Raw genomic sequence first — 21071 nt, 5'->3', positions numbered from 1 at the left:
GCGCAGCGGACGGGACTCGAACCCGCGACCCCCGGCGTGACAGGCCGGTATTCTAACCGACTGAACTACCGCTGCGCTAAACACTTGAAACGAATGGTGGGTGATGACGGGATCGAACCGCCGACATTCTGCTTGTAAGGCAGACGCTCTCCCAGCTGAGCTAATCACCCTTCGCTTCGGTGTGGCGCGCATTCTACGGAGCGACCCAACCTCTGGCAAGCACTTTTTTAATTAATTTTCTCAGGCCTTCCAAAGGCTTAGAGAAGGGTTGGCCTATGACCCGGCGAAGACAATAATGCCCCCCTTTGTATAAAGGAGAGACTCACCCCATGTGGTTCAAGAACCTGCTTATCTATCGCCTGACCCAAGACCTGCCTGTCGATGCCGAGGCGCTGGAAACTGCACTGGCCACCAAACTGGCGCGTCCATGTGCAAGCCAGGAGTTGACCACCTACGGTTTCGTCGCGCCGTTCGGCAAGGGCGAAGATGCACCACTGGTGCACGTCAGCGGTGACTTCCTGCTGATCTCCGCCCGCAAGGAAGAACGCATTCTGCCGGGCAGCGTCGTGCGCGACGCGGTCAAGGAAAAGGTCGAAGAGATCGAAGCCGAGCAGATGCGCAAGGTCTATAAGAAGGAACGCGATCAGATCAAGGATGAAATCATCCAGGCCTTCCTGCCGCGCGCCTTCATCCGCCGCTCGTCGACCTTCGCCGCCATCGCGCCGAAACAGGGCCTGATCCTGGTCAACTCCGCCAGCCCGAAACGCGCCGAAGACCTGCTCTCCACACTGCGTGAAGTGATCGGCACCCTGCCGGTTCGTCCGCTGACCGTGAAAACCGCACCGACCGCCGTGATGACCGAATGGGTCACCACCCAGCAAGCCGCTCCGGACTTCTTCGTCCTGGACGAGTGCGAACTGCGCGACACCCACGAAGATGGCGGCATCGTGCGTTGCAAGCGTCAGGACCTGACCAGCGAAGAAATCCAGCTGCACCTGAGCACCGGCAAAGTGGTGACTCAACTGTCGCTGGCCTGGCAGGACAAGCTGTCGTTCATGCTCGACGACAAAATGACCGTCAAACGCCTGAAGTTCGAAGATCTGCTGCAAGATCAGGCGGAACAGGACGGCGGCGACGAAGCCCTCGGCCAACTGGACGCCAGCTTCACCCTGATGATGCTGACGTTCGGCGACTTCCTGCCGGCGCTGGTTGAAGCACTGGGCGGTGAAGAGACGCCGCAGGGGATCTAAAGCCTCTGCGCAGTCTTTGGGTTATCTTCAAACGCCACCGCTTCGGTGGCGTTTTCACATAATAAGGAACAGGCCATGCGCGCACTGGCTGCACTGAGTCGTTTTGTCGGCAACACCTTCGCTTACTGGGTTCTGATTTTCGCCGTGGTCGCGTTTCTGCAACCGGCCTGGTTCCTCGGTCTGAAAGGCGCAATCGTGCCGCTGCTCGGGCTGGTGATGTTCGGCATGGGCCTGACCCTCAAACTCGACGACTTCGCCGCCGTCGCCCGCCATCCTTGGCGCGTGGCGCTGGGCGTGGTTGCGCATTTCGTGATCATGCCGGGGATGGCGTGGTTGCTTTGCCAGGTTTTTCACCTGCCGCCGGAAATCGCCGTCGGGGTGATTCTGGTCGGTTGCTGCCCGAGCGGCACTTCCTCGAACGTCATGACCTGGCTGGCCCGGGGCGATCTGGCGCTGTCGGTGGCCATCGCCGCCGTCACCACCCTCCTCGCCCCGCTGCTGACCCCGGCGCTGATCTGGCTGCTGGCCTCGGCGTGGTTGCCGGTTTCGTTCATGGAATTGTTCTGGTCGATCCTGCAAGTGGTGCTGCTGCCGATCATCCTCGGCGTGGTGGCGCAGCGACTGCTTGGCGACAAGGTTCGACATGCGGTGGAAGTATTGCCGCTGGTGTCAGTGGTCAGCATCGTGATCATCGTCGCCGCCGTGGTTGCCGCCAGTCAGGCAAAAATCGCCGAATCCGGCCTGCTGATCATGGCGGTGGTGATGCTGCACAACAGCTTCGGCTATTTGCTGGGTTACTTCACCGGGCGCCTGTTCGGTTTGCCGCTGGCTCAGCGCAAGTCCCTGGCGCTGGAGGTCGGCATGCAGAACTCCGGGCTCGGCGCTGCGTTGGCCAGTGCGCACTTTTCGCCACTGGCGGCGGTGCCGAGCGCGCTGTTCAGCGTGTGGCACAACATTTCCGGGGCGCTGCTGTCGACCTACTTCCGCCGAATGAGCGAAAAGGAAGACCGTGAAACGTTGGCCCAACAGGCAGCCGACTGAGCCCGGATCAATGCGCGGCGCACAATTTTAGGTAGTATGTGCGCCACGCGGGGACGACCCTGCGGCTCAATCGAGTTTTCAATCTGGGGACGGCCCCGTCAATCGATGGAGGTCTTTCATGTCCTGGATCATTCTGTTTTTCGCCGGCCTGTTCGAAGTCGGCTGGGCCGTCGGCCTCAAATACACCGATGGTTTCAGCCGTCCGCTGCCCACTGTTCTCACCGTCGCGGCCATGGCTGTCAGCCTTGGCCTGCTGGGTCTGGCGATGAAAGAACTGCCGCTGGGCACGGCTTATGCGATCTGGACTGGCGTTGGTGCCGTGGGCACGGTGATTGCCGGGATCATTCTGTTTGGTGAGTCGATGGCATTGATTCGGCTGGCCAGCGTTGCACTGATCATCACCGGATTGATCGGGCTCAAGGTCAGCGCCTGAGCCGTTGCCGCCATCACCGATGTATCGGTGATGGCGGCTTCACAAACAACTATCTGACTGTCCCGCGCAACTCTCCCACCAACGCCTGCAATTCGGCAGGCTGCGCCGCCTCGACCGCCACCGGCGAACCCGCCACCAGCGTTACCCGCGACCACAAACGGTGAAAAAGCCCTTTCTTGGGATCGCGACTGAAGAAACTCCCCCACAACCCCTGCAACGCCAGCGGAATCACCGGCACCGGTGTCTCTTCGAGAATCCGTGTCAGCCCACCCTTGAACTCGTTGATCTCGCCATCGGCGGTCAACTTGCCTTCCGGAAAGATACACACCAGCTCACCGTCCTTCAGATACTGGGCAATCCGGGTGAAGGCTTTTTCGTAAATCTGGATGTCTTCCTGGCGTCCGGCGATAGGAATGGTGCCCGCCGTACGGAAAATAAAGTTCAGTACCGGCAGGTTGTAGATCTTGTAGTACATGACAAAGCGAATCGGCCGACGCACCGCGCCGCCAATCAGCAACGCATCAACGAACGATACGTGGTTGCACACCAGCAACGCCGCGCCTTCATCGGGAATCGCTTCCAGGTTGCGATGCTCGACGCGGTACATGGAATGGCTGAGCAGCCAGATCATGAAACGCATGCTGAACTCGGGGACGATCTTGAAGATGTAGGCGTTGACGCCGATGTTGAGCAGCGACACCACCAAGAACAGCTGTGGAATCGACAGTTTGACCACGCTCAGCAACACGATGGAAACGATGGCCGAAATCACCATGAACAGCGCGTTGAGAATGTTGTTGGCCGCAATCACCCGCGCCCGCTCGTTCTCGGCGGTGCGCGACTGGATCAACGCATACAGCGGCACAATGTAGAAACCGCCAAAGATGCCAAGGCCGAGGATGTCGACCAGTACCGCCCAGGCGTGACCGAAGCCCAATACCTCGGTCCAGCTATGGCCGACGGCGCTCTCCGGAATTCCACCGGAATGCCACCACAACAGCAGCCCGAAAACCGTCAGGCCAAACGAGCCGAACGGCACCAGGCCGATCTCGACTTTGCGCCCGGAAAGCTTCTCGCAGAGCATCGAACCGAGGGCGATGCCGACCGAGAACACGGTGAGAATCAAGGTAACCACGGTTTCATCGCCGTGCATCCATTCCTTGGCGTAGGCCGGGATCTGCGTCAGATAAATCGCCCCGACGAACCAGAACCACGAGTTGCCGACAATCGAGCGCGACACCGCCGGCGTCTGGCCCAACCCGAGTTTCAGCGTGGCCCAGGACTGGCTGAAAATGTTCCAGTTCAGGCGCATTTCCGGAGAAGCGGCCGCCGCGCGGGGAATGTTGCGGCTGGCGAGGTAACCGAGTACGGCGATGCCGACAATTGCGGTCGACACCAGTGGCGCATAGTGCGACGAGGACATGATGACCCCGGCACCAATGGTGCCGGCCAGGATCGCCAGGAACGTGCCCATTTCCACCAGACCGTTGCCGCCGACCAGTTCATCCTCGTGCAAGGCCTGCGGCAGGATCGAGTACTTCACCGGCCCGAACAGCGCCGAGTGTGTGCCCATGGCGAACAGGGCCACCAGCATCAGCGACAGGTGATCGAACAGGAAACCGACGGATCCCACGGCCATGATGGCGATTTCTGCCAGTTTGATCAGACGGATCAGCGCATCCTTGGCGAACTTTTCGCCGAACTGTCCGGCCAGCGCCGAAAACAGGAAGAACGGCAGAATAAACAGCAGCGCACACAGGTTGACCCAGATCGAACGGTCACCTTCGATGGTCAGACGATAGAGAATGGCGAGGATCAGCGATTGCTTGAACACGTTGTCGTTGAACGCGCCCAGCGACTGGGTGATGAAGAACGGCAGGAAGCGCCGGGTACGCAGCAGGTTGAACTGTGAGGGGTGACTCATCTTCCGTGTGTCCCTGATGTTGGGTAACGAGTGGCCTGGATACGTTTATTGGAATGTCGATCCGCGATCCAGGCCACACCTTACCTAAACTTTTCAGGTTATTTCTTCAAACCTGCAATACACGGTGAAACAAAAAGCTCGCCGCGCCAGGCGCCTTGCAGCGTGCGCTTGCCGACGATCAGCCACATCACTGCCAGCAACGTCACCAGCACACAACCGGCCACGCTGAAGAACGTCAGGTTCAACGTGCTGCCCAATTTCAGGGTCGCCAGCGAATACACGCCCAACGGGAAGGTAAATCCCCACCAGCCAAGGTTGAACGGGATGCCGTCGCGCAGGTAACGCACGGTGATCAGCAGCGCCATCAACATCCACCACAGACCAAAACCCCAGAGCGTGATCCCGGCCACCAGGCCCAGGCCCGAAGCGATTTCACCGATGCCCGGCATGCCATTGGCCGCGAAGATCGCCGGCGCATCACCGCCCAGCAGCAACATGCCCAGGGCACCGGTGCCGATCGGCCCCAGAGCGAGCCAGCTCGACGCCGCCATGTTTTCGTGGGGCAGTTTGTGCAGGGCCATGCGTAACAGCAGGATGGTCAGAATGCTGAACGCCACGGGTAAGGAAAAGGCCCAGAGCACGTAGCTCGTCGCCAGCACCACCAGTTGCGACGGCGCATCGGCCAGGTGCGGCGCCAGCAGTCCGCCGCTGGCTGCCGCCACTTCTGCCGCCACCACCGGCAACAGCCAGACAGCGGTCATCTGATCGATGCTGTGTTCCTGGCGGGTGAACATCATGTAGGGAATCAGCACACCGCAGGCCAGCGACATCGCCACGTCCAGCCACCACAGCACTTCGGCGAGGTGAATGACGCCCTCGCCCCAGCGCGGCAGGCCGAACAACAGAAAACCGTTGATGATGGTCGCCAGGCCCATGGGAATGGTGCCGAAGAACATCGAAACCGTGGAGTGCCCGAAGATCCGCCGCGCTTCGTCGAAGAACAGAATCCAGCGCGCGGCGTACGCAGCGGTAAACAGCACGAACAACAGAATGTTGAACATCCACAACCCTTCGGCCACGGCGTGCAGCCCCGGGATGGCGAAAGGCAGTTGTGCCAGCGCCAACGCCAGCACGCCGGTACCCATGGTCGCGGCGAACCAGTTCGGTGTGAATTGACGGATCACTTCACGCGGATGCTGAAGCTGGCTGAAAGGCTTGATGCCGGGTTTGGCACTGTTGGGGCAAGTCATCATGAACTCCTGTCCTCAGGTGAGGTTGAGCCCATGGTAGAACCGAATCGAATATCTATATAACGGGTAATATCTCTAACTGTTATCTGTTTTGTAGATATGCAGTCAGACGCTGCCTTCGGTTTCAATCACCAGAATCCGCGCAGCGCCTTGCGGATGAGCAACATGCTCCGTGCCGATGGACGCGTAGAAGATGTCACCGACATCGAGCTGCACCTGCTTTTCCTCGCCTTCTTCGCGGTAGTGCATGAGCACCTGACCGTCGAGCACCACGAACACTTCCTCGCCATCGTTGACGTGCCATTTGTACGGCTGATCAGTCCAGTGCAATCGCGTGGTGATGCCGTTCATGTTGGCGATGTCGAGCGCGCCCCAGGCACGCTCGGCGGTGAAGGTCTTTCCGCAAATGACTTTCATGAATGCCTTACTCCTTGCGCCGGGTAAGACCAGAAACCACAGCCACGAATAACAGGCTGAAACCCCAACCAGCAAGGATTTCAAACCACATCACAAACCTGACCAGTCGTTTACCACTGAAGAATCCTCCCATTTCTGCAAACCAGTTGGCCTTGGGGGTTGAAATGAGCGGGGCCCAGTCGTTTTCCTGATGCAAATCGACCAGAGGCAATAATAAATCCAAGGAAAAGGCTATAGGACTGAAGCCCGTGTATTCCTCGCGCAATGCCTCACACAAATACCAATTGCCCATACCTTTGAATGCCTCGGGCACTTCCGCCGGAAGGCGATAATGGCTTTTGCTCAGCCATACCTGCTGCCGATCCGGGCGGCAGGACTCATAGGCCTCATTCTGAAAGATCAACGGGTTGCTCGGAGCAAAGACACCAGAACTGGCTGCGGTCCAGTAGACCAATGTGCAAAAAAACCAAACCCCTGCGAACCATGGCAACAAAAGCATTGGCCGATAACCGAATCCCGTTAGGATGCCGTAGAGAAAGTGCAAAAAATTCGCACATCCGGCGTATATACTTCGCAAATATCGATTCCAGGTTTCCGGTGACTGTCCGATTCGGCCGAATCGATGCAGACAATGTTCGAATTCGATACCAATTTCCTTGGCTTCTTCGTTATGCCCCATAGACTCAAGTACCTGTTGTAGCTGTCTCCAGGGTTGGGGCCGAAAGTGTTCTTCCGGCGACCGTGGAGTAGGCTCATCCTTCGCCAGGCAAGCCTTTTGCTTTTTTAACCACAGCATGCGCTCCCTGATCGGCATCGGTTTGTATATATCAACCGAGTCATATACAAAACCATTGATAATCGGCCGCTCTCCCCAGGACGCAAGATCATCGTTGATGGTCGAAATTCTGGCTCCCAAAAAGGAAATCTCCTCGGGAGCGGATTTGAGGTCTCGAAGAAAAAGCGTCCCTCCAATCCGAATTTCATTTGCGCGAAGCTTTTTTATCATGGATCCGGAAAACTCAATGTTTCCTTGGACTTCCAAGCCAGCCAATTGCAGACAGCCATGAATTTCGCAGCCCTTGTCAAAAAACGCGTTGCCGTTGACGACAGCTCGCTCGACACTCATTGCATGAGCATCTCCAATCGCGGAAAACTTCGCATCCTGACAGCTCAACTGCCCAGTAATTCTGGCCCCCAGAAGATTGACAATTCCCGTCGAAGTAAAACCTGACCTGAAGAAAACCGGTCCATTCACAGCAATGAAATCCAGGTCTATCGACTGCTCTTGTTCAACAGAGAAGCTCGCCTTTGAACAGTTGAATTGACCTCCGACTATTGCAGACCTGAAACGCACCAGGCCTTTTGCCGAAAAACCATTATTGAGGTAGACGCCTGTACGGATCTCGGCAAAAGATGCAATCAGAGACGCCTCTCCAGCCCCATCAAAGTTTGAGCCAGCGCAACTTAGCGAGGCTGCGATACGTGCTGCATCAAGCTCGACAAGGCCCCGCGTCGATGTAGAGGAAAATGTCAGACTGCCACTGACCACTACTCGACTGCCTAAAAAGGATTCAAGGGAACAACCACTGAATCTGAGCGAATGATCAAAACTTGCTCCCCTTGCATTGATGTCCTGTTCGAACCTGCAGTTTTCAAATGTGACAGGAGTCGTTACAGATATGCCAACGAGAAAAAGCGGTCCCTGGATGTAGGCCCCACGCAGAAAAAGGTTCTCACCGAAAAATGCCCCTTGGGAGCACGTCAGGATCAGATGACGCAGAAAGATTGCACGAACGGTATTTTCATCACTTGCGGCATCCGGCAACTCTTCGGAGATGCAGGCAATATTCCCGCTCTTGAAACACCTCAGAAGCCGATGCTCTGCTGGAAGGAGTTTACCCAGGCTACTTTCCATGCGTTCCTTCAAACTCAGGCTGCCGTCCATTCACCCTCACTCAAATCAAGATGTGTTCCATATAGAGTGGCGCATGTTAGTGAACAGGCGTTTCGCCATCAACGTACTACTTACCCATCGCACGACAGGTACCACTGCCCGCCAGAGTGCTGCGGCGAAACAAAACGAAAAGTCCGATCAGCGAGACAACAATTAACACCACGCCATAACCGTCAGTGGTGTCGAGCAGCCCAAAATCATTCACGAAGTGCCCGGCCAGCAATGCCGGCAGACAGAACGCCAGGTAACTCAGTACATAAAATGCCGACATAAGACCTGCCCGTTCATGGGGCAACGCCAGCGGCACCAGACTGCGCACCGCACCGAGAAAACCGGAGCCAAATCCACAACCGGCGACCAGCGTGCCGAAAAAGAACAGTGACAGACTGGCGCTGTGCACCCCCAACAGAATCAGCACGATGCCGGCCGGCAACAGGCTTGCGCCAAGTTGCAGTGCCCGGGAGGCTGGACGGTTACGCAAGGTGAAAATCATCAGCGCACCGGTCACGGTCAACGCCGCCACAGTCGCGCCGCCGATCAGATTGGAGGTGGAACCGGTCGCCGTGCGCACCAGTGACGGGGCCAGCGAGGCATAAAATCCGCCGAGCGCCCAAGTCGCGGTGTTCAGCGGCAACACTCGCCACAGCGTCGAACGCGCCTGAACCGGCACATGCAGGGTCGGCCGCAACGAGGCCCAGGCCCCCGCTTGCGGCGAGACGCTTTCCGGCAAGCGCCAGACATAAATCCCCTGCAACACAAACAGCACGAGCAGCAGCCAATAGGTCAGTTGCAGTGGCGCGGGCGCGAATTCCGCCAGCAAACCGCAACCCATCGCACCGAGCGCCATGCCGAGCAACGGCGCGACGCTGTTGATCAGCGGCCCTTGCTGGCGATCGGTGTCCAGCAGCGTCGCACTCAACACGGCAGTGGCCATGCCGGTGGCAAACCCTTGCAGCACCCGCGCGCCGATCAGCCAACCCACGCTGTCGGCGTAGACAAACAGCAGCATCGCCAGGGCATTCAGGACCACGGCGGTGAAAATCACCGGTTTGCGGCCCAGGTGATCCGACAGCGAACCGACCGTCAGCAGCGCGGCCAGCAGACTCAGCGCGTAAACGCCGAAAATCAGGGTCAGCACCGCCGCCGAGAAATGCAGGTGATCCTGGTACAGGTGATACAACGGCGTCGGCGCGGTGGAAGCGGCGAGAAAACTGAGTAAGGTGATCGCCAGAAACCACAGGCTGGAACGGTTGGAAGCAAGGCGGGTCATGGACACACTCCTTAAAAGCTATTTTTTTGCTTTTGCGGAGTGTGCTCCCGACTTGCGCTTAAAGCAAATTCTTTGTGTTAAGGTCTGGCACATGCCTATTAAAGAAAGTAGCCGTCCCGGCGGCCGAAGCGCCCGGGTACAGGAATCGATTCACGGCGCCGTGCGCGCACTCCTCGAAGAGCAGGAGCGCTCCACCGTGACCGTTCCGCAGATTGCCGCGCGGGCCGGGGTCACGCCCTCGACCATTTATCGGCGCTGGGGCGATCTGTCGGCGCTGCTCGCCGACGTCGCCCTCGCCCGCCTGCGCCCTGAAAGCGATCCGCTGGAAACCGGCAGCCTGCGCGGCGATATCCGCGCCTGGGCCGAGCAGTATCTGGACGAAATGAGTTCCGAGCCGGGGCGCAATGTCATGCGCGACGTGCAGGCCAGCGCCACACCGGGATTCTGCATCGCGATCATTGCCGATCAGTTGCAGACCATCGTCGACCGCTTCCCGGACGAGTCGCCACCGAGCGTGGATCACCTGATCAACCTGGTGGTTTCGCCAACGGTGTTCCGCATCCTGTTTGCCGTGGCGCCGCTGGAAGTCGAAGAACTGCACCGGCTGATCGACATCGCGCTGCGCCAGGACTGACAGCGCAGAACCGCCCGGTTCTGCGCCTGCGACACCCCGCCACGCCACGACCTTGGTCGACACTGACTAACCGCCGCGCACATGCGAGACTGTCTGGCCGGGCGCGAGTCCGGTCGTATTTTGTCGGGAGTGCTCCATGTCGTTGTCCAGCGGGCTGATCGCCGCCGTCGCCCTGGCCTATATGGCCATCATGTTCGCCATCGCCTTCTACGGCGACCGTCGCAGCGCGCCGTTGCCGCCGCGGATGCGTGCCTGGGTGTACAGCCTGTCGCTGGCGGTCTACTGCACCAGCTGGACGTTCTTCGGCGCGGTCGGTCAGGCGGCCGAACAGTTGTGGTCATTTCTGCCGATCTACCTCGGGCCGATCCTGCTGTTGCTGGGCGCGCCGTGGGTCCTGCAAAAAATGGTGATGATCAGCAAGCAGGAGAACATCACCTCCATTGCCGACTTCATAGCCGCCCGTTATGGCAAATCCCAATCGCTGGCGGTGGTGGTTGCGCTGATCTGTCTGGTCGGCGTTCTCCCTTATATAGCCTTGCAACTCAAAGGCATTGTCCTTGGCGTGAACCTTCTGATCGGCGCCGGTGCCGACGCCATGGGCACCCGCGCCCAGGACACGGCGCTGATCGTGTCACTGGTGCTGGCGCTGTTCACCATCGTCTTCGGTACACGTAACCTCGACGCCACCGAGCACCACCGGGGCATGGTGCTGGCGATTGCGTTCGAGTCGCTGGTGAAGTTGTTCGCCTTCCTCGCCGTCGGCGCCTTCGTCACTTATGGCCTGTATGACGGCTTCGACGACCTGTTCAATCAGGCAATGCTCGCCCCCCGCCTTGAGGAATACTGGAAAGAAACGATCAACTGGCCCTCGATGGTGGTGCAGACCGGCGTGGCGATGATGGCGATCATCTGCCTGCCCCGGCAGTTCCATGTGACGGTAGTGGAGAACATCGACCCGCAGGACTTGCGTCTGGCCAAATGGGTGTTCCCGGCCTATCTCGCGTTGGCGGCGCTGTTTGTAGTCCCGATCGCTCTCGCCGGTCAGATGATGTTGCCCAGTTCCGTCATCCCGGACTCCTTCGTCATCAGCCTACCGCTGGCCCAGGCCCACCCGGCGCTGGCGATGCTGGCGTTCATTGGCGGCGCCTCGGCGGCCACCGGCATGGTGATCGTGGCGAGTGTGGCGCTGTCGACCATGGTGTCCAACGACATGCTGTTGCCGTGGCTGTTGCGGCGTAACAATGCCGAGCGGCCGTTCGAAGTGTTCCGTCAGTGGATGCTCTCGGTGCGCCGGGTCAGCATCGTGGTCATTCTGTTGCTGGCTTACGTCAGCTACCGCCTGCTTGGCTCCACCGCGAGCCTGGCGACCATCGGCCAGATTGCCTTCGCCGCCGTGACCCAACTGGCACCGGCCATGCTCGGCGCGCTGTACTGGAAACAGGCCAACCGCCGCGGTGTATTCGCTGGTCTCGCCGCCGGCACCTTCCTCTGGTTTTACACACTGATTCTGCCGATTGCCGCCCGCAGTCTCGGTTGGTCGCTGGACACGTTTCCCGGCCTGGCCTGGCTGCACAGCAATCCGCTGAACCTGCCGATCACCCCGCTGACTCAAGGCGTGGTGCTGTCGTTGGCGGGTAACTTCACGTTGTTCGCCTGGGTCTCGGTGTTGTCGCGCACCCGGGTGTCGGAACACTGGCAGGCCGGGCGTTTCATCGGTCAGGAAATCAGCGCTCGACCGAGCGCACGCTCGATGCTGGCGGTGCAGATCGACGACTTGCTGCAACTGGCGGCACGGTTTGTCGGTGAAGAGCGTGCGCGCCAGAGCTTCATCCGCTTCGCTTATCGTCAGGGCAAAGGCTTCAACCCGAACCAGAACGCCGACGGTGAATGGATCGCTCACACCGAGCGATTGCTGGCCGGTGTCCTCGGCGCGTCTTCGACACGGGCTGTAGTAAAAGCCGCCATCGAAGGTCGGGAAATGCAGCTGGAGGACGTCGTCCGGATCGCCGACGAAGCCTCGGAAGTGTTGCAGTTCAACCGCGCGCTGCTGCAAGGCGCCATCGAGAACATCACGCAGGGCATCAGCGTGGTCGACCAGTCGCTGAAACTGGTGGCCTGGAACCGGCGCTATCTGGAGCTGTTCAACTACCCGGACGGTTTGATCAGCGTCGGCCGGCCGATTGCCGACATCATTCGCTACAACGCCGAACGCGGCTTGTGTGGTCCCGGCGAAGCGGAAGTCCACGTCGCCCGACGTCTGCACTGGATGCGTCAGGGCCGCGCCCACACGTCTGAACGACTGTTCCCCAACGGCCGGGTGATCGAGCTGATCGGCAACCCGATGCCCGGTGGCGGTTTCGTCATGAGCTTCACCGACATCACCGCGTTCCGCGAAGCCGAGCAGGCGCTGACCGAGGCCAACGAAGGGCTGGAACAACGGGTCAGTGAACGCACTCAGGAACTGTCGCAACTCAACGTCGCGCTGACAGAGGCCAAGGGCAACGCCGAGGCGGCCAACCAGTCGAAAACACGCTTTCTGGCAGCGGTCAGCCATGACCTGATGCAGCCGCTGAACGCCGCGCGGCTGTTCTCCGCCGCCCTCTCCCATCAGGACGATGGCTTGAGCAGCGAAGCGCAGAAACTGGTGCAGCACCTGGACAGTTCGCTGCGTTCGGCCGAAGACCTGATCAGCGACCTGCTGGACATTTCCCGCCTGGAAAACGGCAAGATCAACCCGGATCGCAAGCCGTTCGCGGTCAATGAGCTGTTCGATATTCTCGGCGCGGAGTTCAAGGCGCTGGCGCAGGAACAGGGCCTGAATTTCCGGGTGCGCGGCAGTCATTTGCGCATCGACAGCGACATCAAACTGCTACGGCGGATCCTGCAGAACTTCCTCACCAATGCCTTCCGCTATGCAAAAGGCCCGGTGTTGCTGGGCGTGCGCCGGCGACAGGGCGAGATTTGCCTGGAGGTCTGGGATCGCGGGCCGGGGATTCCGGAAGACAAGCAACAAGTGATTTTCGAGGAATTCAAACGCCTCGACAGCCACCAGACCCGCGCCGAGAAAGGCCTGGGGCTGGGCCTGGCGATTGCCGACGGCTTGTGCCGGGTACTCGGGCACACATTGCGCGTGCGTTCATGGCCGGGGCGCGGCAGCGTGTTCAGTGTGCGGGTGCCGCTGGCCCGCACGCAGACTGCCCAGCCGAGCGCTGCGGTCGAACTCAACGGCAAGTTGCACAGCGGCGCGCAGGTGCTGTGCATCGACAACGAAGACAGCATTCTGATCGGCATGAACAGCCTGCTCACGCGCTGGGGTTGTCAGGTGTGGACGGCGCGCAACCGCGAGGAATGCGCGGCGCTGCTCAACGATGGGGTGCGGCCGCAACTGGCGCTGGTGGATTTCCACCTCGACCACGGCGAGACCGGCACCGATCTGATGGCCTGGTTGCGTACGAGCCTGGGCGAACCGGTGCCCGGCGTGGTGATCAGCGCCGACGGGCATCCGGAAACCGTGGCGCAGGTGCACGCAGCGGGGCTGGATTACCTGGCCAAACCGGTGAAACCGGCGGCGTTGCGGGCGTTGTTGAGTCGCTATTTGCCTCTCTAAAAGCGCCGCTCTGAGAACGCCGCTTATTCAGGCAGCTCGACCAAGCCGTCGGCGTCGGTCATTGCGCGTTCCAGCAGATCTGCCGGCAGGCTCTTGCTGGCCCGTGCGCCGAGCAGTTTGAGCTGCTCGCTGCGGCTGACAAGGTTGCCGCGCCCTTCTGTCAGCTTGTTTCGCGCTGCGCTGTAGGCTTTGTCCAGCTGTTGCAGACGATTACCGACTTCGTCCAGATCCTGAATGAACAACACGAACTTGTCGTACAGCCATCCGGCACGCTCGGCGATTTCCCGGGCGTTCTGGCTCTGGCGCTCCTGCTTCCACAGGCTGTCGATGACCCGCAGGGTGGCGAGCAGCGTGGTCGGGCTGACGATCACGATGTTGCGGTCGAAGGCTTCCTGGAACAGCGTCGGCTCGGCTTGCAACGCTGCGGAAAACGCCGCTTCGATGGGCACGAACAGCAAGACGAAATCGAGGCTGTGTAGCCCTTCCAGACGCTTGTAGTCCTTGCCGGCCAGGCCTTTGACGTGGCTGCGCAGCGACAGCACGTGCTGCTTCATGGCGATCTGGCCAATCGCATCGTCATCGGCCGCCACGTATTGCTGGTATGCCGTGAGGCTGACCTTGGAGTCGACCACCACCTGCTTGTCGCCCGGCAGGTAAATGATCACGTCCGGCTGAAAGCGCTCGCCGTCCGGGCCCTTGAGGTTGACCTGGGTCTGGTACTCGCGGCCCTTCTCCAGCCCGGCATGTTCCAGGACCCGCTCCAGAATCAGCTCGCCCCAGTTGCCCTGGGTTTTCTGGCCTTTCAGGGCGCGGGTCAGGTTGGTCGCTTCATTGCTCAGGCGCAGGTTCAGTTGCTGCAGGCGCTCAAGCTCCTTGGCCAGCGAGAAGCGCTCACGGGCCTCAGCCTGATAGCTTTCCTCGACACGTTTTTCGAAGGACTGGATGCGTTCTTTCAGCGGGTCGAGCAATTGCCCGAGACGCTGCTGACTGGTTTCGGCGAAACGCTGTTCACGTTCGTCGAAGATCTTGCCGGCCAGTTCGGCGAACTGGGCGCGCAACTCGTCACGGGAACCTTGCAGGTCATCGAGACGCTGCTGATGGCTTTCCTGCTGCTCACGCAACTCGGCACTCAGTGAGGCGGCCTGGGCGTCCAGGCGCCGCAGCTCGGCTTCCTTGTTGGCGCGCTCGAGGCTCCAGGCATGAGCGGCGTCACGGGCGTCGTCGCGCTCGATCTGCAACAGTTCGACTTCCCGGCGCACGGCCGCAAGATCCGCTTGTTTGGAGGCATTGGCCTGGCCGAGGTCGGCGACTTCGTCGCGACTGGCTTCGAGCTGGGCGTTGAGGCCGTCCTGGGCCATTTGTGCCATGGCCAGTCGCTCTTCGAGCAACGCGACTTCGGACTCGCCATGACTGGCCCGGCGCTGCAGTTGCCAGGCCAGCGCCAGCAGCGGCACGGCCGCGCCCGCCAACCCGAGCAAGATGCTGGTCAAGTCCATCGCCATAGTCATTCCCGCCGATCCGATAAAGCCTGAAGGTTAACCAAGGCGTCAGGTCTTGGACAGCTCAGTCTTCGATCAGGCCGAGTTCCTGTTGCGCACGTCGATCACCCGCACGGGCAGCCTGACGCAGCAGGTCCTGGCCGATACGACGATCCCGGGCATTGCCGCACTCACGGCACATCAACTGGCCAAGGCGACTTTGTGCAGCGACCACGCCTTCCCGGGCCGGTTGCTTGAGCAGGCGGCCGGCGAGGTGCTTGGCGTTCTGGCTGTCGCCCAGGCGCGGGCTGTCCAGCAGCCATTCGGCCACGCGCACGGAAAATCGCTTGGGAGCGGTAACACGAGAGGGTTGGGAGGTAACAGAATCTGGAGCTGAGCGAAACTTCATAAAGCACTGTGGGACAGATCGGAGGGCGCGCCACTCTACTCTTTTTTTCGCACAGGTAAAGTCGAAAAAAACCCGGCACGCCCGTGCTAGAGCAAGCGCTCGGGACAATCCACAGAAGCTGTGGATAACTCAGTGGACAACCGTCCCTGACTCGCCGCAAAGCCTTGTGGAATGGGGCCCGCAGTCAAACTGACGATTTTTTCACCAGTAAAAAAAAGCGATGTTTTTCATTGACTTAAACTTTCGTTACAGGCAGCCACCGGGGTCAGGATCGATGTGACAGCGTCGTTACCGTCCGCGCAACTAATGTGCACAAGTACCTGTTACGCGGTTATATCGGTGCGCTTTTTCGGGTCGTTTTGGCAGCCGGGTTGGGGATAAGCCCTTGCGCTTCGCGGGTTCGGCTTGCCCTCTGCGACGACCGACGGTCGGAATGTGAGCCAAATCGGGGCGGGGCCGGGGTTCGAGGCACCGTCTGTTGGTTCTTTTTAAAAATCAGGTTTGCCTTCCTCGAAGTGTTCCGTTAGTATCCGCGGCGTTAGTACCAAGCTGAAAGTCAATTCCGGTCGAACAAACCCCACGGTCAGCCTTCTCCCCGAGAAGCCTCCTCCGACAAAGCGGGACCGACCCCTCGATGGTTTCCAGGTAAATCTTGCGACGACACACCCTTTGAATCGAATGCAAAGGGTGTTGCGAAGACCACTTACTCTGACCGAACCAACCTGCAAATTGATCAGGATCTTCACCCCGGGCCCAGAACCTTTGCCCTCGATGTGTTGCCTGCCCTCCTAAGTACCTACCTGCCAGCCCAAGCGCGCCAACTTATCAGCGCTTCAAACTGGCTGCTTTGTTCCAGTCGGGTTCTTCGTTCGACCAATGGTGGTCGACGTTACTGGAACGTTTTAACGTTGCACGGTTCTTATCCGTGTCATTTGTAGGAACACCTAATAACTATGTCTACTCAAATCCAGACTCAGGATGCCATTCGCACCCTAACCAACGCTTTTGCTCCAATGAACTGCCTGATCATGGCCGCTCGCAAAGGCTGCTTCAGCTTCACCGTGGTCAATGAACACGGGATCGCCCGCCACAGCGAGCGTCTGTACCCTGATCAATACTCCAGCGCCGAACCGCTGCAGGCCGTGATTGATCGCACCCGTCAGGCATTGATCGCCTGAGAGGCCGAAATGGCTGCAAAAGCAAAAGCCCCGCCTGAAACGCGGGGCTTTTTATTGCCCGATGTTTCTCTTTTTGCCACTCACGGTTAAGCACCAACCGATATAACGGTTATAACTGCTCGCCGGAAATATTTTAAAAACAGACCTTTACGTCGCGAATATGACACTACACTTCAACTCAAGCGGCGTGATCCGCTTCCGGCGAGCCTGAGTCGATTCACAGCTGCCAAGCTCCCCTTCAGGTCTCGCCGCCCAATAACAAGATCCGAGGGTTTTATGGGTATCGCTGCCAGCGAACTGTGCCGCTATGTGATCCGTCCAACGCTGATTTATCTGGGACGTCACTGCGCCACCGCCGAATCCCTGCTGCTGGGCATCGCCGCCAGCCAGTCCGCCCTGGGTTCCGCCCTGCATGACCGCCGTGGCCACGGCCTGTACCGGATTGCCGAGCATCGCCACCAGGCGCTCTGGGATCATTATCTGGCGCTCGATCCGGAGCGCGCCAGCCTGGTTCGCGGCCTCGCCAGCCAGCATGCCTTTCTCAGCGGCCCGCACCTCGAACTTACCGTCAACCTGCGTTACGCCACCGCCATCGCCTGGCTGCTGGTCGAAGAACAGAATCCCACCCTCCCCGACCCGGATGATCTGCTGGGAATGGCGCGTATCTGGCGTCAGACCTTTCAGCCCCAGGGTCGTCTGCGTGACTTCACCTGTGCATGGCAGACCTGTGTTTCACCGCTGAATCAGGTCGCGTGCTGACTCGCCAGTTTCGCAAGATCGTCCAACGGGTCGCGAATCTGGTCGGATTGTCCTACAAAACCGCTCTAACTCAAGCCATACGGACTATAGCGCTGGGACGAAAATGTTGGTAATTTTCGCCCCGGTGATCACCAGGAGTTCTAATAATGAAAAAAGTAATGCTCAAAACCACCCTTAGCCTCGCCGTTTCCTTGGCATCCACCCAGATTTTCGCAGCTGGCTTTGCCATCAACGAACACAGCATCAGCGGGATGGGGACTGGGTACGCCGGGCGATCTTCTTCTGCCGACGACGCAAGCACTGTTTATGGCAACCCTGCCGGCATGTCGCGCATCACGCGCGAACAAGTCACCGGTGGTGTTGCATTCCTCGACGCCAAGACCGATATCAGCGATGGTCGCTCCAGCCCTAACGGCGGCAGCAACAAAGGCGACATGGTGCCCTTTACCTCCGTACCTATGGGCTACTACGTCAAGCCGATCGACGAGCATTGGGCATTCGGCCTGGGTGTCTACGTACCCTTCGGCCTGATTACCGACTATGAAAAAGGCTTTGCCGGCCGTTACTTCGGCAGCAAGTCCGAAGTACAAGTCATCACCTTCCAGCCGACTGTCAGCTACAAGTTCAACGACGTCGTGTCGATCGGCTTCGGTCCGACCATCAACCGTATCGACGGCACCCTGGAATCCAACCTGTCGATCACTCAGGCCCTGCCGGACGGCAAGGTCAAGATCAAGGGTGACGACACTGCACTGGGCTACAACATCGGTGTGCTGGTACAAGCGACCGACACCACTCGCCTGGGTCTGACTTACCACTCGAAAGTCGACTACAAGCTCGAAGGCAACACCAAGGTCAACTACGGCGCTCTGGCCCTGGCCGGCCTCAGCTCCAGCCAGAAGTACGACGCTTCGCTGAAGATCACCACACCTGAATCCGTGGACTTCTCGGTCACTCAGGCGATCAACGATCGCTGGAACGTCTACGCCGGTACTACCTGGACCCGTTGGAGCCAGCTGGAAAAAATCACCGTCAAGAACTCCGGCGTTCAACCTGCACTGGCTGGCCAGTTCGGCGAGATCACCGAAGAACAGAACTGGCATGACACCTGGGCATACGCCATCGGTACGTCCTACCAGTTGAACAAGGAATGGGTACTGCGCACCGGTCTGACCTTCGACCAGTCGCCGACCAACAACGTCGACCGTTCGCCACGCATCCCTACCGGCGACCGTACGATCTTCAGCATCGGTGCCGGCTGGAGCCCGACCGAAGACCTGACCATCGACGTCGCTTACTCGTACCTGCAGGAAGAGAAAGTCAGCATCCGCAACGAGAACGATCGCGGTCAGACCTACGATTCCAAGTATGAAAACTCGGCAAACGGTTTCGGTGTTGGCGCAACCTACCGCTTCTGATGCTGTATGGCGAGGCTAACCCCTCGCCCACTAAAAAGCCCCGCTCTCTCGACAGAGGCGGGGCTTTTTAATGGGCGTCAATCAGGGTTTCAGGGGTTTCGACGCGATGGCTTTCTCGATGGCCGCCAAAAACTCCGGATCGTCAGGCTTGGTCAGGCTGGAGAAATTGGCAATCACCTTGCCCTGGCGGTCGACCACGTATTTGTAGAAATTCCACTTCGGCGCGCTGCTTTGCGCGGCCAGTACCTGGAACAGGTGGGTGGCACCGTCACCGCGGACTTTCTGTGGCTCGGTCATGGTGAAGGTCACGCCGTAGTTGGCGTAGCAGACCTTGGCGGTCTCGGCGCTGTCCTTGGACTCCTGCTTGAAGTCATTGGAGGGCACGCCAAGCATCTCCAACCCTTGCGCCTTGTAGCGCTGATTGAGCGCTTCAAGGCCTTCGAACTGCGGAGCGAAACCACAGAAGCTGGCAGTATTGATCACCACCAGCGGTTTGTCGGCGTAGTGCTGGCACAGGTCGATGGATTCCTTGGCCCGCAACTTGGGCAACGAGCCTTGCAGCAGCTCCGGACAGTCCGCGGCCTGGGCCAGTCCGGTCAACGCCATCAGCAACGCGGGAACAGCACACCAGCGCTTGAGCATGTCGGGCTTCCTTGATGCATTCGTCAGAACCCGACGTTACTCGCCCTCAAAGCCTACAAGCAAGCGCCCAAGCCCAACTGCATCAGCGCCAGGCCGCCCTGGTGCCAGCCCCACCACACCAGCGCCAGCAACGCGGCACCGACTGCGATGGCCAGCATTCGAGGCCAGTAGCCGTTCATGCAGCGCTCGCGTGGGTTTGCAGACGCTCGACCGGACGCTCGCGCACTGGCCAGTTCAGCGCAGCCGCCAACAGGCTCAAGAGAATCGCCACTTGCCAGATCAAGTCATAACTCCCGGTACGGTCATACACCACCCCGCCCAGCCAGCCGCCGAGGAACGAGCCGAGCTGATGGAACAGGAACACGATCCCACCGAGCATGGACAGGTTTCGCACGCCAAACAAGGTCGCCACCGTACCGTTGGTCAACGGCACGGTCGACAGCCACAGGAAACCCATGGCCATGCCGAACAGATACGCCGTGGTCGTCGTTACCGGCAGCCACAGGAACAGCCCGATCACCACCGCTCGCAGCAGGTACAAACCGGTCAGCAGACGCGGCTTGGACATGCGCCCGCCCAGCCAGCCGGCGGTGTAGGTGCCGAAGATGTTGAACAACCCGATCAACGCCAGCACGGTAGTGCCGACGGTCGCCGGCAGATGCTGATCGACCAGATAGGCCGGCAGGTGTACGCCGATGAACACCACCTGGAAACCGCAGACGAAGAAGCCGAACGCCAGCAGCCAGAACCCGGAGTGCGAGCAGGCCTCGCGCAAGGCTTCAGACAGGGTTTGCTCATGCCCGAGCACCGGCAGTGGCTTGTCCTTGAGCATGCTCACCAGCGGCACGATCAGCGCCACCAGCAAACCCAGCACCAGCAACGCGGCAGACCAGCCCAGCCAGCCGATCAGCCCGAGGGTGCCTGGCAACATGGCGAACTGGCCAAAGGACCCGGCGGCGCTGGCAATGCCCATGCCCATGCTGCGCTTCTCCGGCGGCACGGCGCGGCCGACCACACCGAGGATCACCGAGAACGACGTGCCGGACAGGCCGATACCGATCAGCAAACCGGCGCTCAGGGACAGGCCCAACGCTGTTTCCGACAGGCCCATGAACACCAGCCCCAAGGCGTAGAGCACGCCGCCGATCAGCACCACTTTCGCTGCGCCAAAACGGTCAGCCAGTGCGCCAGTGAACGGTTGCGCCAGGCCCCAGATCAGGTTCTGCAAGGCAATGGCGAAGGCGAACACTTCACGCCCCCAGCCGAACTGGGCGCTCATCGGCGACAGGAACAATCCGAAGCCGTGCCGCACGCCCAATGACAACGCCAGAATCAGCGCACTCCCCAGCAACACCCAACCGCACGTACGCCACATCGAACTCATTGTTATTCTCCAGTCGCGGGTAT

Annotated in this window: 18 protein-coding genes and 2 tRNA genes; 8 read left to right on the top strand and 12 right to left on the bottom strand. The window is 59.7% G+C overall.

Features of this window, described 5'->3' with window-relative positions:
- Nucleotide 1: 1 nt before the first annotated feature.
- A tRNA-Asp gene (locus tag AC1RR7_RS28460) sits at nucleotides 2-75 on the bottom strand.
- A gap of 19 nt (nucleotides 76-94) precedes the next feature.
- Nucleotides 95-170: transfer RNA gene (locus AC1RR7_RS28455), tRNA-Val, on the bottom strand.
- A 159-nt stretch (nucleotides 171-329) separates the two neighbouring features.
- Between AC1RR7_RS28455 and rdgC the strand changes: the two genes are divergently transcribed.
- The 3 genes from rdgC (at nucleotide 330) to sugE (ending at nucleotide 2724) form a co-directional block, all read left to right on the top strand.
- The gene (rdgC, locus tag AC1RR7_RS28450) at nucleotides 330-1250 is read left to right on the top strand and encodes a recombination-associated protein RdgC (RefSeq protein ID WP_007950430.1); all 921 of its coding nucleotides are present in this window, start codon (nucleotides 330-332) and stop codon (nucleotides 1248-1250) included.
- A 75-nt stretch (nucleotides 1251-1325) separates the two neighbouring features.
- The gene (locus tag AC1RR7_RS28445; RefSeq protein ID WP_493090867.1) at nucleotides 1326-2291 is read left to right on the top strand and encodes a bile acid:sodium symporter family protein; all 966 of its coding nucleotides are present in this window, start codon (nucleotides 1326-1328) and stop codon (nucleotides 2289-2291) included.
- A 118-nt stretch (nucleotides 2292-2409) separates the two neighbouring features.
- The gene (gene sugE / locus AC1RR7_RS28440; protein WP_085732315.1) at nucleotides 2410-2724 is read left to right on the top strand and encodes a quaternary ammonium compound efflux SMR transporter SugE; all 315 of its coding nucleotides are present in this window, start codon (nucleotides 2410-2412) and stop codon (nucleotides 2722-2724) included.
- Between the two features lie 49 nt (nucleotides 2725-2773).
- Here the strand turns inward: sugE and AC1RR7_RS28435 are convergent, their stop codons facing one another.
- The 5 genes from AC1RR7_RS28435 to AC1RR7_RS28415 all read right to left on the bottom strand — a co-directional run bounded on the left by AC1RR7_RS28435 (nucleotide 2774) and on the right by AC1RR7_RS28415 (nucleotide 9539).
- Nucleotides 2774-4648: an MFS transporter gene (locus tag AC1RR7_RS28435; protein ID WP_493158848.1), complete on the bottom strand. Its 1875-nt coding sequence runs from the start codon at nucleotides 4646-4648 to the stop codon at nucleotides 2774-2776.
- Between the two features lie 98 nt (nucleotides 4649-4746).
- Nucleotides 4747-5898: a TDT family transporter gene (locus AC1RR7_RS28430; RefSeq protein WP_493158847.1), complete on the bottom strand. Its 1152-nt coding sequence runs from the start codon at nucleotides 5896-5898 to the stop codon at nucleotides 4747-4749.
- A gap of 105 nt (nucleotides 5899-6003) precedes the next feature.
- Nucleotides 6004-6315: a cupin domain-containing protein gene (locus tag AC1RR7_RS28425; protein WP_273537867.1), complete on the bottom strand. Its 312-nt coding sequence runs from the start codon at nucleotides 6313-6315 to the stop codon at nucleotides 6004-6006.
- Between the two features lie 7 nt (nucleotides 6316-6322).
- Nucleotides 6323-8260, bottom strand: coding sequence for a membrane-associated oxidoreductase (locus AC1RR7_RS28420; RefSeq protein ID WP_273537868.1), 1938 nt, complete (start codon nucleotides 8258-8260; stop codon nucleotides 6323-6325).
- A gap of 76 nt (nucleotides 8261-8336) precedes the next feature.
- Nucleotides 8337-9539 carry an MFS transporter gene (locus AC1RR7_RS28415; protein WP_493158846.1) on the bottom strand — a complete coding sequence of 401 codons (1203 nt, stop codon included), beginning with the start codon at nucleotides 9537-9539 and terminating at the stop codon, nucleotides 8337-8339.
- Between the two features lie 91 nt (nucleotides 9540-9630).
- Here AC1RR7_RS28415 and AC1RR7_RS28410 point away from each other — a divergent pair, with 91 nt between their 5' ends.
- Nucleotides 9631-10173 carry a TetR/AcrR family transcriptional regulator gene (locus AC1RR7_RS28410; RefSeq protein ID WP_085732310.1) on the top strand — a complete coding sequence of 181 codons (543 nt, stop codon included), beginning with the start codon at nucleotides 9631-9633 and terminating at the stop codon, nucleotides 10171-10173.
- Nucleotides 10174-10309: 136 nt separating this feature from the next.
- Nucleotides 10310-13780 carry a hybrid sensor histidine kinase/response regulator gene (locus AC1RR7_RS28405; RefSeq protein WP_493158845.1) on the top strand — a complete coding sequence of 1157 codons (3471 nt, stop codon included), beginning with the start codon at nucleotides 10310-10312 and terminating at the stop codon, nucleotides 13778-13780.
- Between the two features lie 23 nt (nucleotides 13781-13803).
- Here the strand turns inward: AC1RR7_RS28405 and AC1RR7_RS28400 are convergent, their stop codons facing one another.
- Nucleotides 13804-15168 carry a DNA recombination protein RmuC gene (locus AC1RR7_RS28400; protein WP_493158849.1) on the bottom strand — a complete coding sequence of 455 codons (1365 nt, stop codon included), beginning with the start codon at nucleotides 15166-15168 and terminating at the stop codon, nucleotides 13804-13806.
- 175 nt (nucleotides 15169-15343) lie between these two features.
- Nucleotides 15344-15667, bottom strand: coding sequence for an SEL1-like repeat protein (locus tag AC1RR7_RS28395; protein ID WP_096823004.1), 324 nt, complete (start codon nucleotides 15665-15667; stop codon nucleotides 15344-15346).
- A 953-nt stretch (nucleotides 15668-16620) separates the two neighbouring features.
- Here AC1RR7_RS28395 and AC1RR7_RS28390 point away from each other — a divergent pair.
- The 3 genes from AC1RR7_RS28390 to AC1RR7_RS28380 all read left to right on the top strand — a co-directional run bounded on the left by AC1RR7_RS28390 (nucleotide 16621) and on the right by AC1RR7_RS28380 (nucleotide 19022).
- The gene (locus tag AC1RR7_RS28390) at nucleotides 16621-16845 is read left to right on the top strand and encodes a hypothetical protein (RefSeq protein ID WP_007950419.1); all 225 of its coding nucleotides are present in this window, start codon (nucleotides 16621-16623) and stop codon (nucleotides 16843-16845) included.
- 276 nt (nucleotides 16846-17121) lie between these two features.
- Nucleotides 17122-17604: a hypothetical protein gene (locus AC1RR7_RS28385; protein ID WP_085732306.1), complete on the top strand. Its 483-nt coding sequence runs from the start codon at nucleotides 17122-17124 to the stop codon at nucleotides 17602-17604.
- 146 nt (nucleotides 17605-17750) lie between these two features.
- Nucleotides 17751-19022 (top strand): OmpP1/FadL family transporter, encoded by a 1272-nt coding sequence (locus AC1RR7_RS28380; protein WP_096823003.1) that lies wholly within the window; start codon nucleotides 17751-17753, stop codon nucleotides 19020-19022.
- Nucleotides 19023-19103: 81 nt separating this feature from the next.
- Here the strand turns inward: AC1RR7_RS28380 and AC1RR7_RS28375 are convergent, their stop codons facing one another.
- The 3 genes from AC1RR7_RS28375 to AC1RR7_RS28365 are packed head-to-tail and all read right to left on the bottom strand — an operon-like array spanning nucleotide 19104 to nucleotide 21048.
- Nucleotides 19104-19664 (bottom strand): glutathione peroxidase, encoded by a 561-nt coding sequence (locus tag AC1RR7_RS28375; RefSeq protein WP_096823002.1) that lies wholly within the window; start codon nucleotides 19662-19664, stop codon nucleotides 19104-19106.
- A gap of 53 nt (nucleotides 19665-19717) precedes the next feature.
- Nucleotides 19718-19843, bottom strand: a complete 126-nt coding sequence (locus AC1RR7_RS28370) for a hypothetical protein (RefSeq protein WP_255261977.1) — start codon at nucleotides 19841-19843, stop codon at nucleotides 19718-19720.
- Entirely contained in the window at nucleotides 19840-21048 is a 1209-nt protein-coding gene (locus AC1RR7_RS28365) for an MFS transporter (protein ID WP_096823001.1), read from the bottom strand. The genes AC1RR7_RS28370 and AC1RR7_RS28365 overlap by 4 nt, the downstream gene beginning before the upstream one ends.
- Nucleotides 21049-21071: the final 23 nt, after the last annotated feature.

The sequence above is a fragment of the Pseudomonas sp. GW821-FHT11G12 genome (assembly GCF_058808055.1).
This window is presented reverse-complemented; position numbering and strand designations above follow the sequence as displayed.

What these genes read in the sequence shown, in the direction of transcription:
- rdgC (WP_007950430.1), top strand. Translation starts at nt 330, where the DNA reads ATGTGGTTCAAGAACCTGCTTATCTATCGCCTGACCCAAGACCTGCCT.
- AC1RR7_RS28445 (WP_493090867.1), top strand. Translation starts at nt 1,326, where the DNA reads ATGCGCGCACTGGCTGCACTGAGTCGTTTTGTCGGCAACACCTTCGCT.
- sugE (WP_085732315.1), top strand. Translation starts at nt 2,410, where the DNA reads ATGTCCTGGATCATTCTGTTTTTCGCCGGCCTGTTCGAAGTCGGCTGG.
- AC1RR7_RS28435 (WP_493158848.1), bottom strand. Translation starts at nt 4,648, where the DNA reads ATGAGTCACCCCTCACAGTTCAACCTGCTGCGTACCCGGCGCTTCCTG.
- AC1RR7_RS28430 (WP_493158847.1), bottom strand. Translation starts at nt 5,898, where the DNA reads ATGACTTGCCCCAACAGTGCCAAACCCGGCATCAAGCCTTTCAGCCAG.
- AC1RR7_RS28425 (WP_273537867.1), bottom strand. Translation starts at nt 6,315, where the DNA reads ATGAAAGTCATTTGCGGAAAGACCTTCACCGCCGAGCGTGCCTGGGGC.
- AC1RR7_RS28420 (WP_273537868.1), bottom strand. Translation starts at nt 8,260, where the DNA reads ATGGACGGCAGCCTGAGTTTGAAGGAACGCATGGAAAGTAGCCTGGGT.
- AC1RR7_RS28415 (WP_493158846.1), bottom strand. Translation starts at nt 9,539, where the DNA reads ATGACCCGCCTTGCTTCCAACCGTTCCAGCCTGTGGTTTCTGGCGATC.
- AC1RR7_RS28410 (WP_085732310.1), top strand. Translation starts at nt 9,631, where the DNA reads ATGCCTATTAAAGAAAGTAGCCGTCCCGGCGGCCGAAGCGCCCGGGTA.
- AC1RR7_RS28405 (WP_493158845.1), top strand. Translation starts at nt 10,310, where the DNA reads ATGTCGTTGTCCAGCGGGCTGATCGCCGCCGTCGCCCTGGCCTATATG.
- AC1RR7_RS28395 (WP_096823004.1), bottom strand. Translation starts at nt 15,667, where the DNA reads ATGAAGTTTCGCTCAGCTCCAGATTCTGTTACCTCCCAACCCTCTCGT.
- AC1RR7_RS28390 (WP_007950419.1), top strand. Translation starts at nt 16,621, where the DNA reads ATGTCTACTCAAATCCAGACTCAGGATGCCATTCGCACCCTAACCAAC.
- AC1RR7_RS28385 (WP_085732306.1), top strand. Translation starts at nt 17,122, where the DNA reads ATGGGTATCGCTGCCAGCGAACTGTGCCGCTATGTGATCCGTCCAACG.
- AC1RR7_RS28380 (WP_096823003.1), top strand. Translation starts at nt 17,751, where the DNA reads ATGAAAAAAGTAATGCTCAAAACCACCCTTAGCCTCGCCGTTTCCTTG.
- AC1RR7_RS28375 (WP_096823002.1), bottom strand. Translation starts at nt 19,664, where the DNA reads ATGCTCAAGCGCTGGTGTGCTGTTCCCGCGTTGCTGATGGCGTTGACC.
- AC1RR7_RS28370 (WP_255261977.1), bottom strand. Translation starts at nt 19,843, where the DNA reads ATGAACGGCTACTGGCCTCGAATGCTGGCCATCGCAGTCGGTGCCGCG.
- AC1RR7_RS28365 (WP_096823001.1), bottom strand. Translation starts at nt 21,048, where the DNA reads ATGAGTTCGATGTGGCGTACGTGCGGTTGGGTGTTGCTGGGGAGTGCG.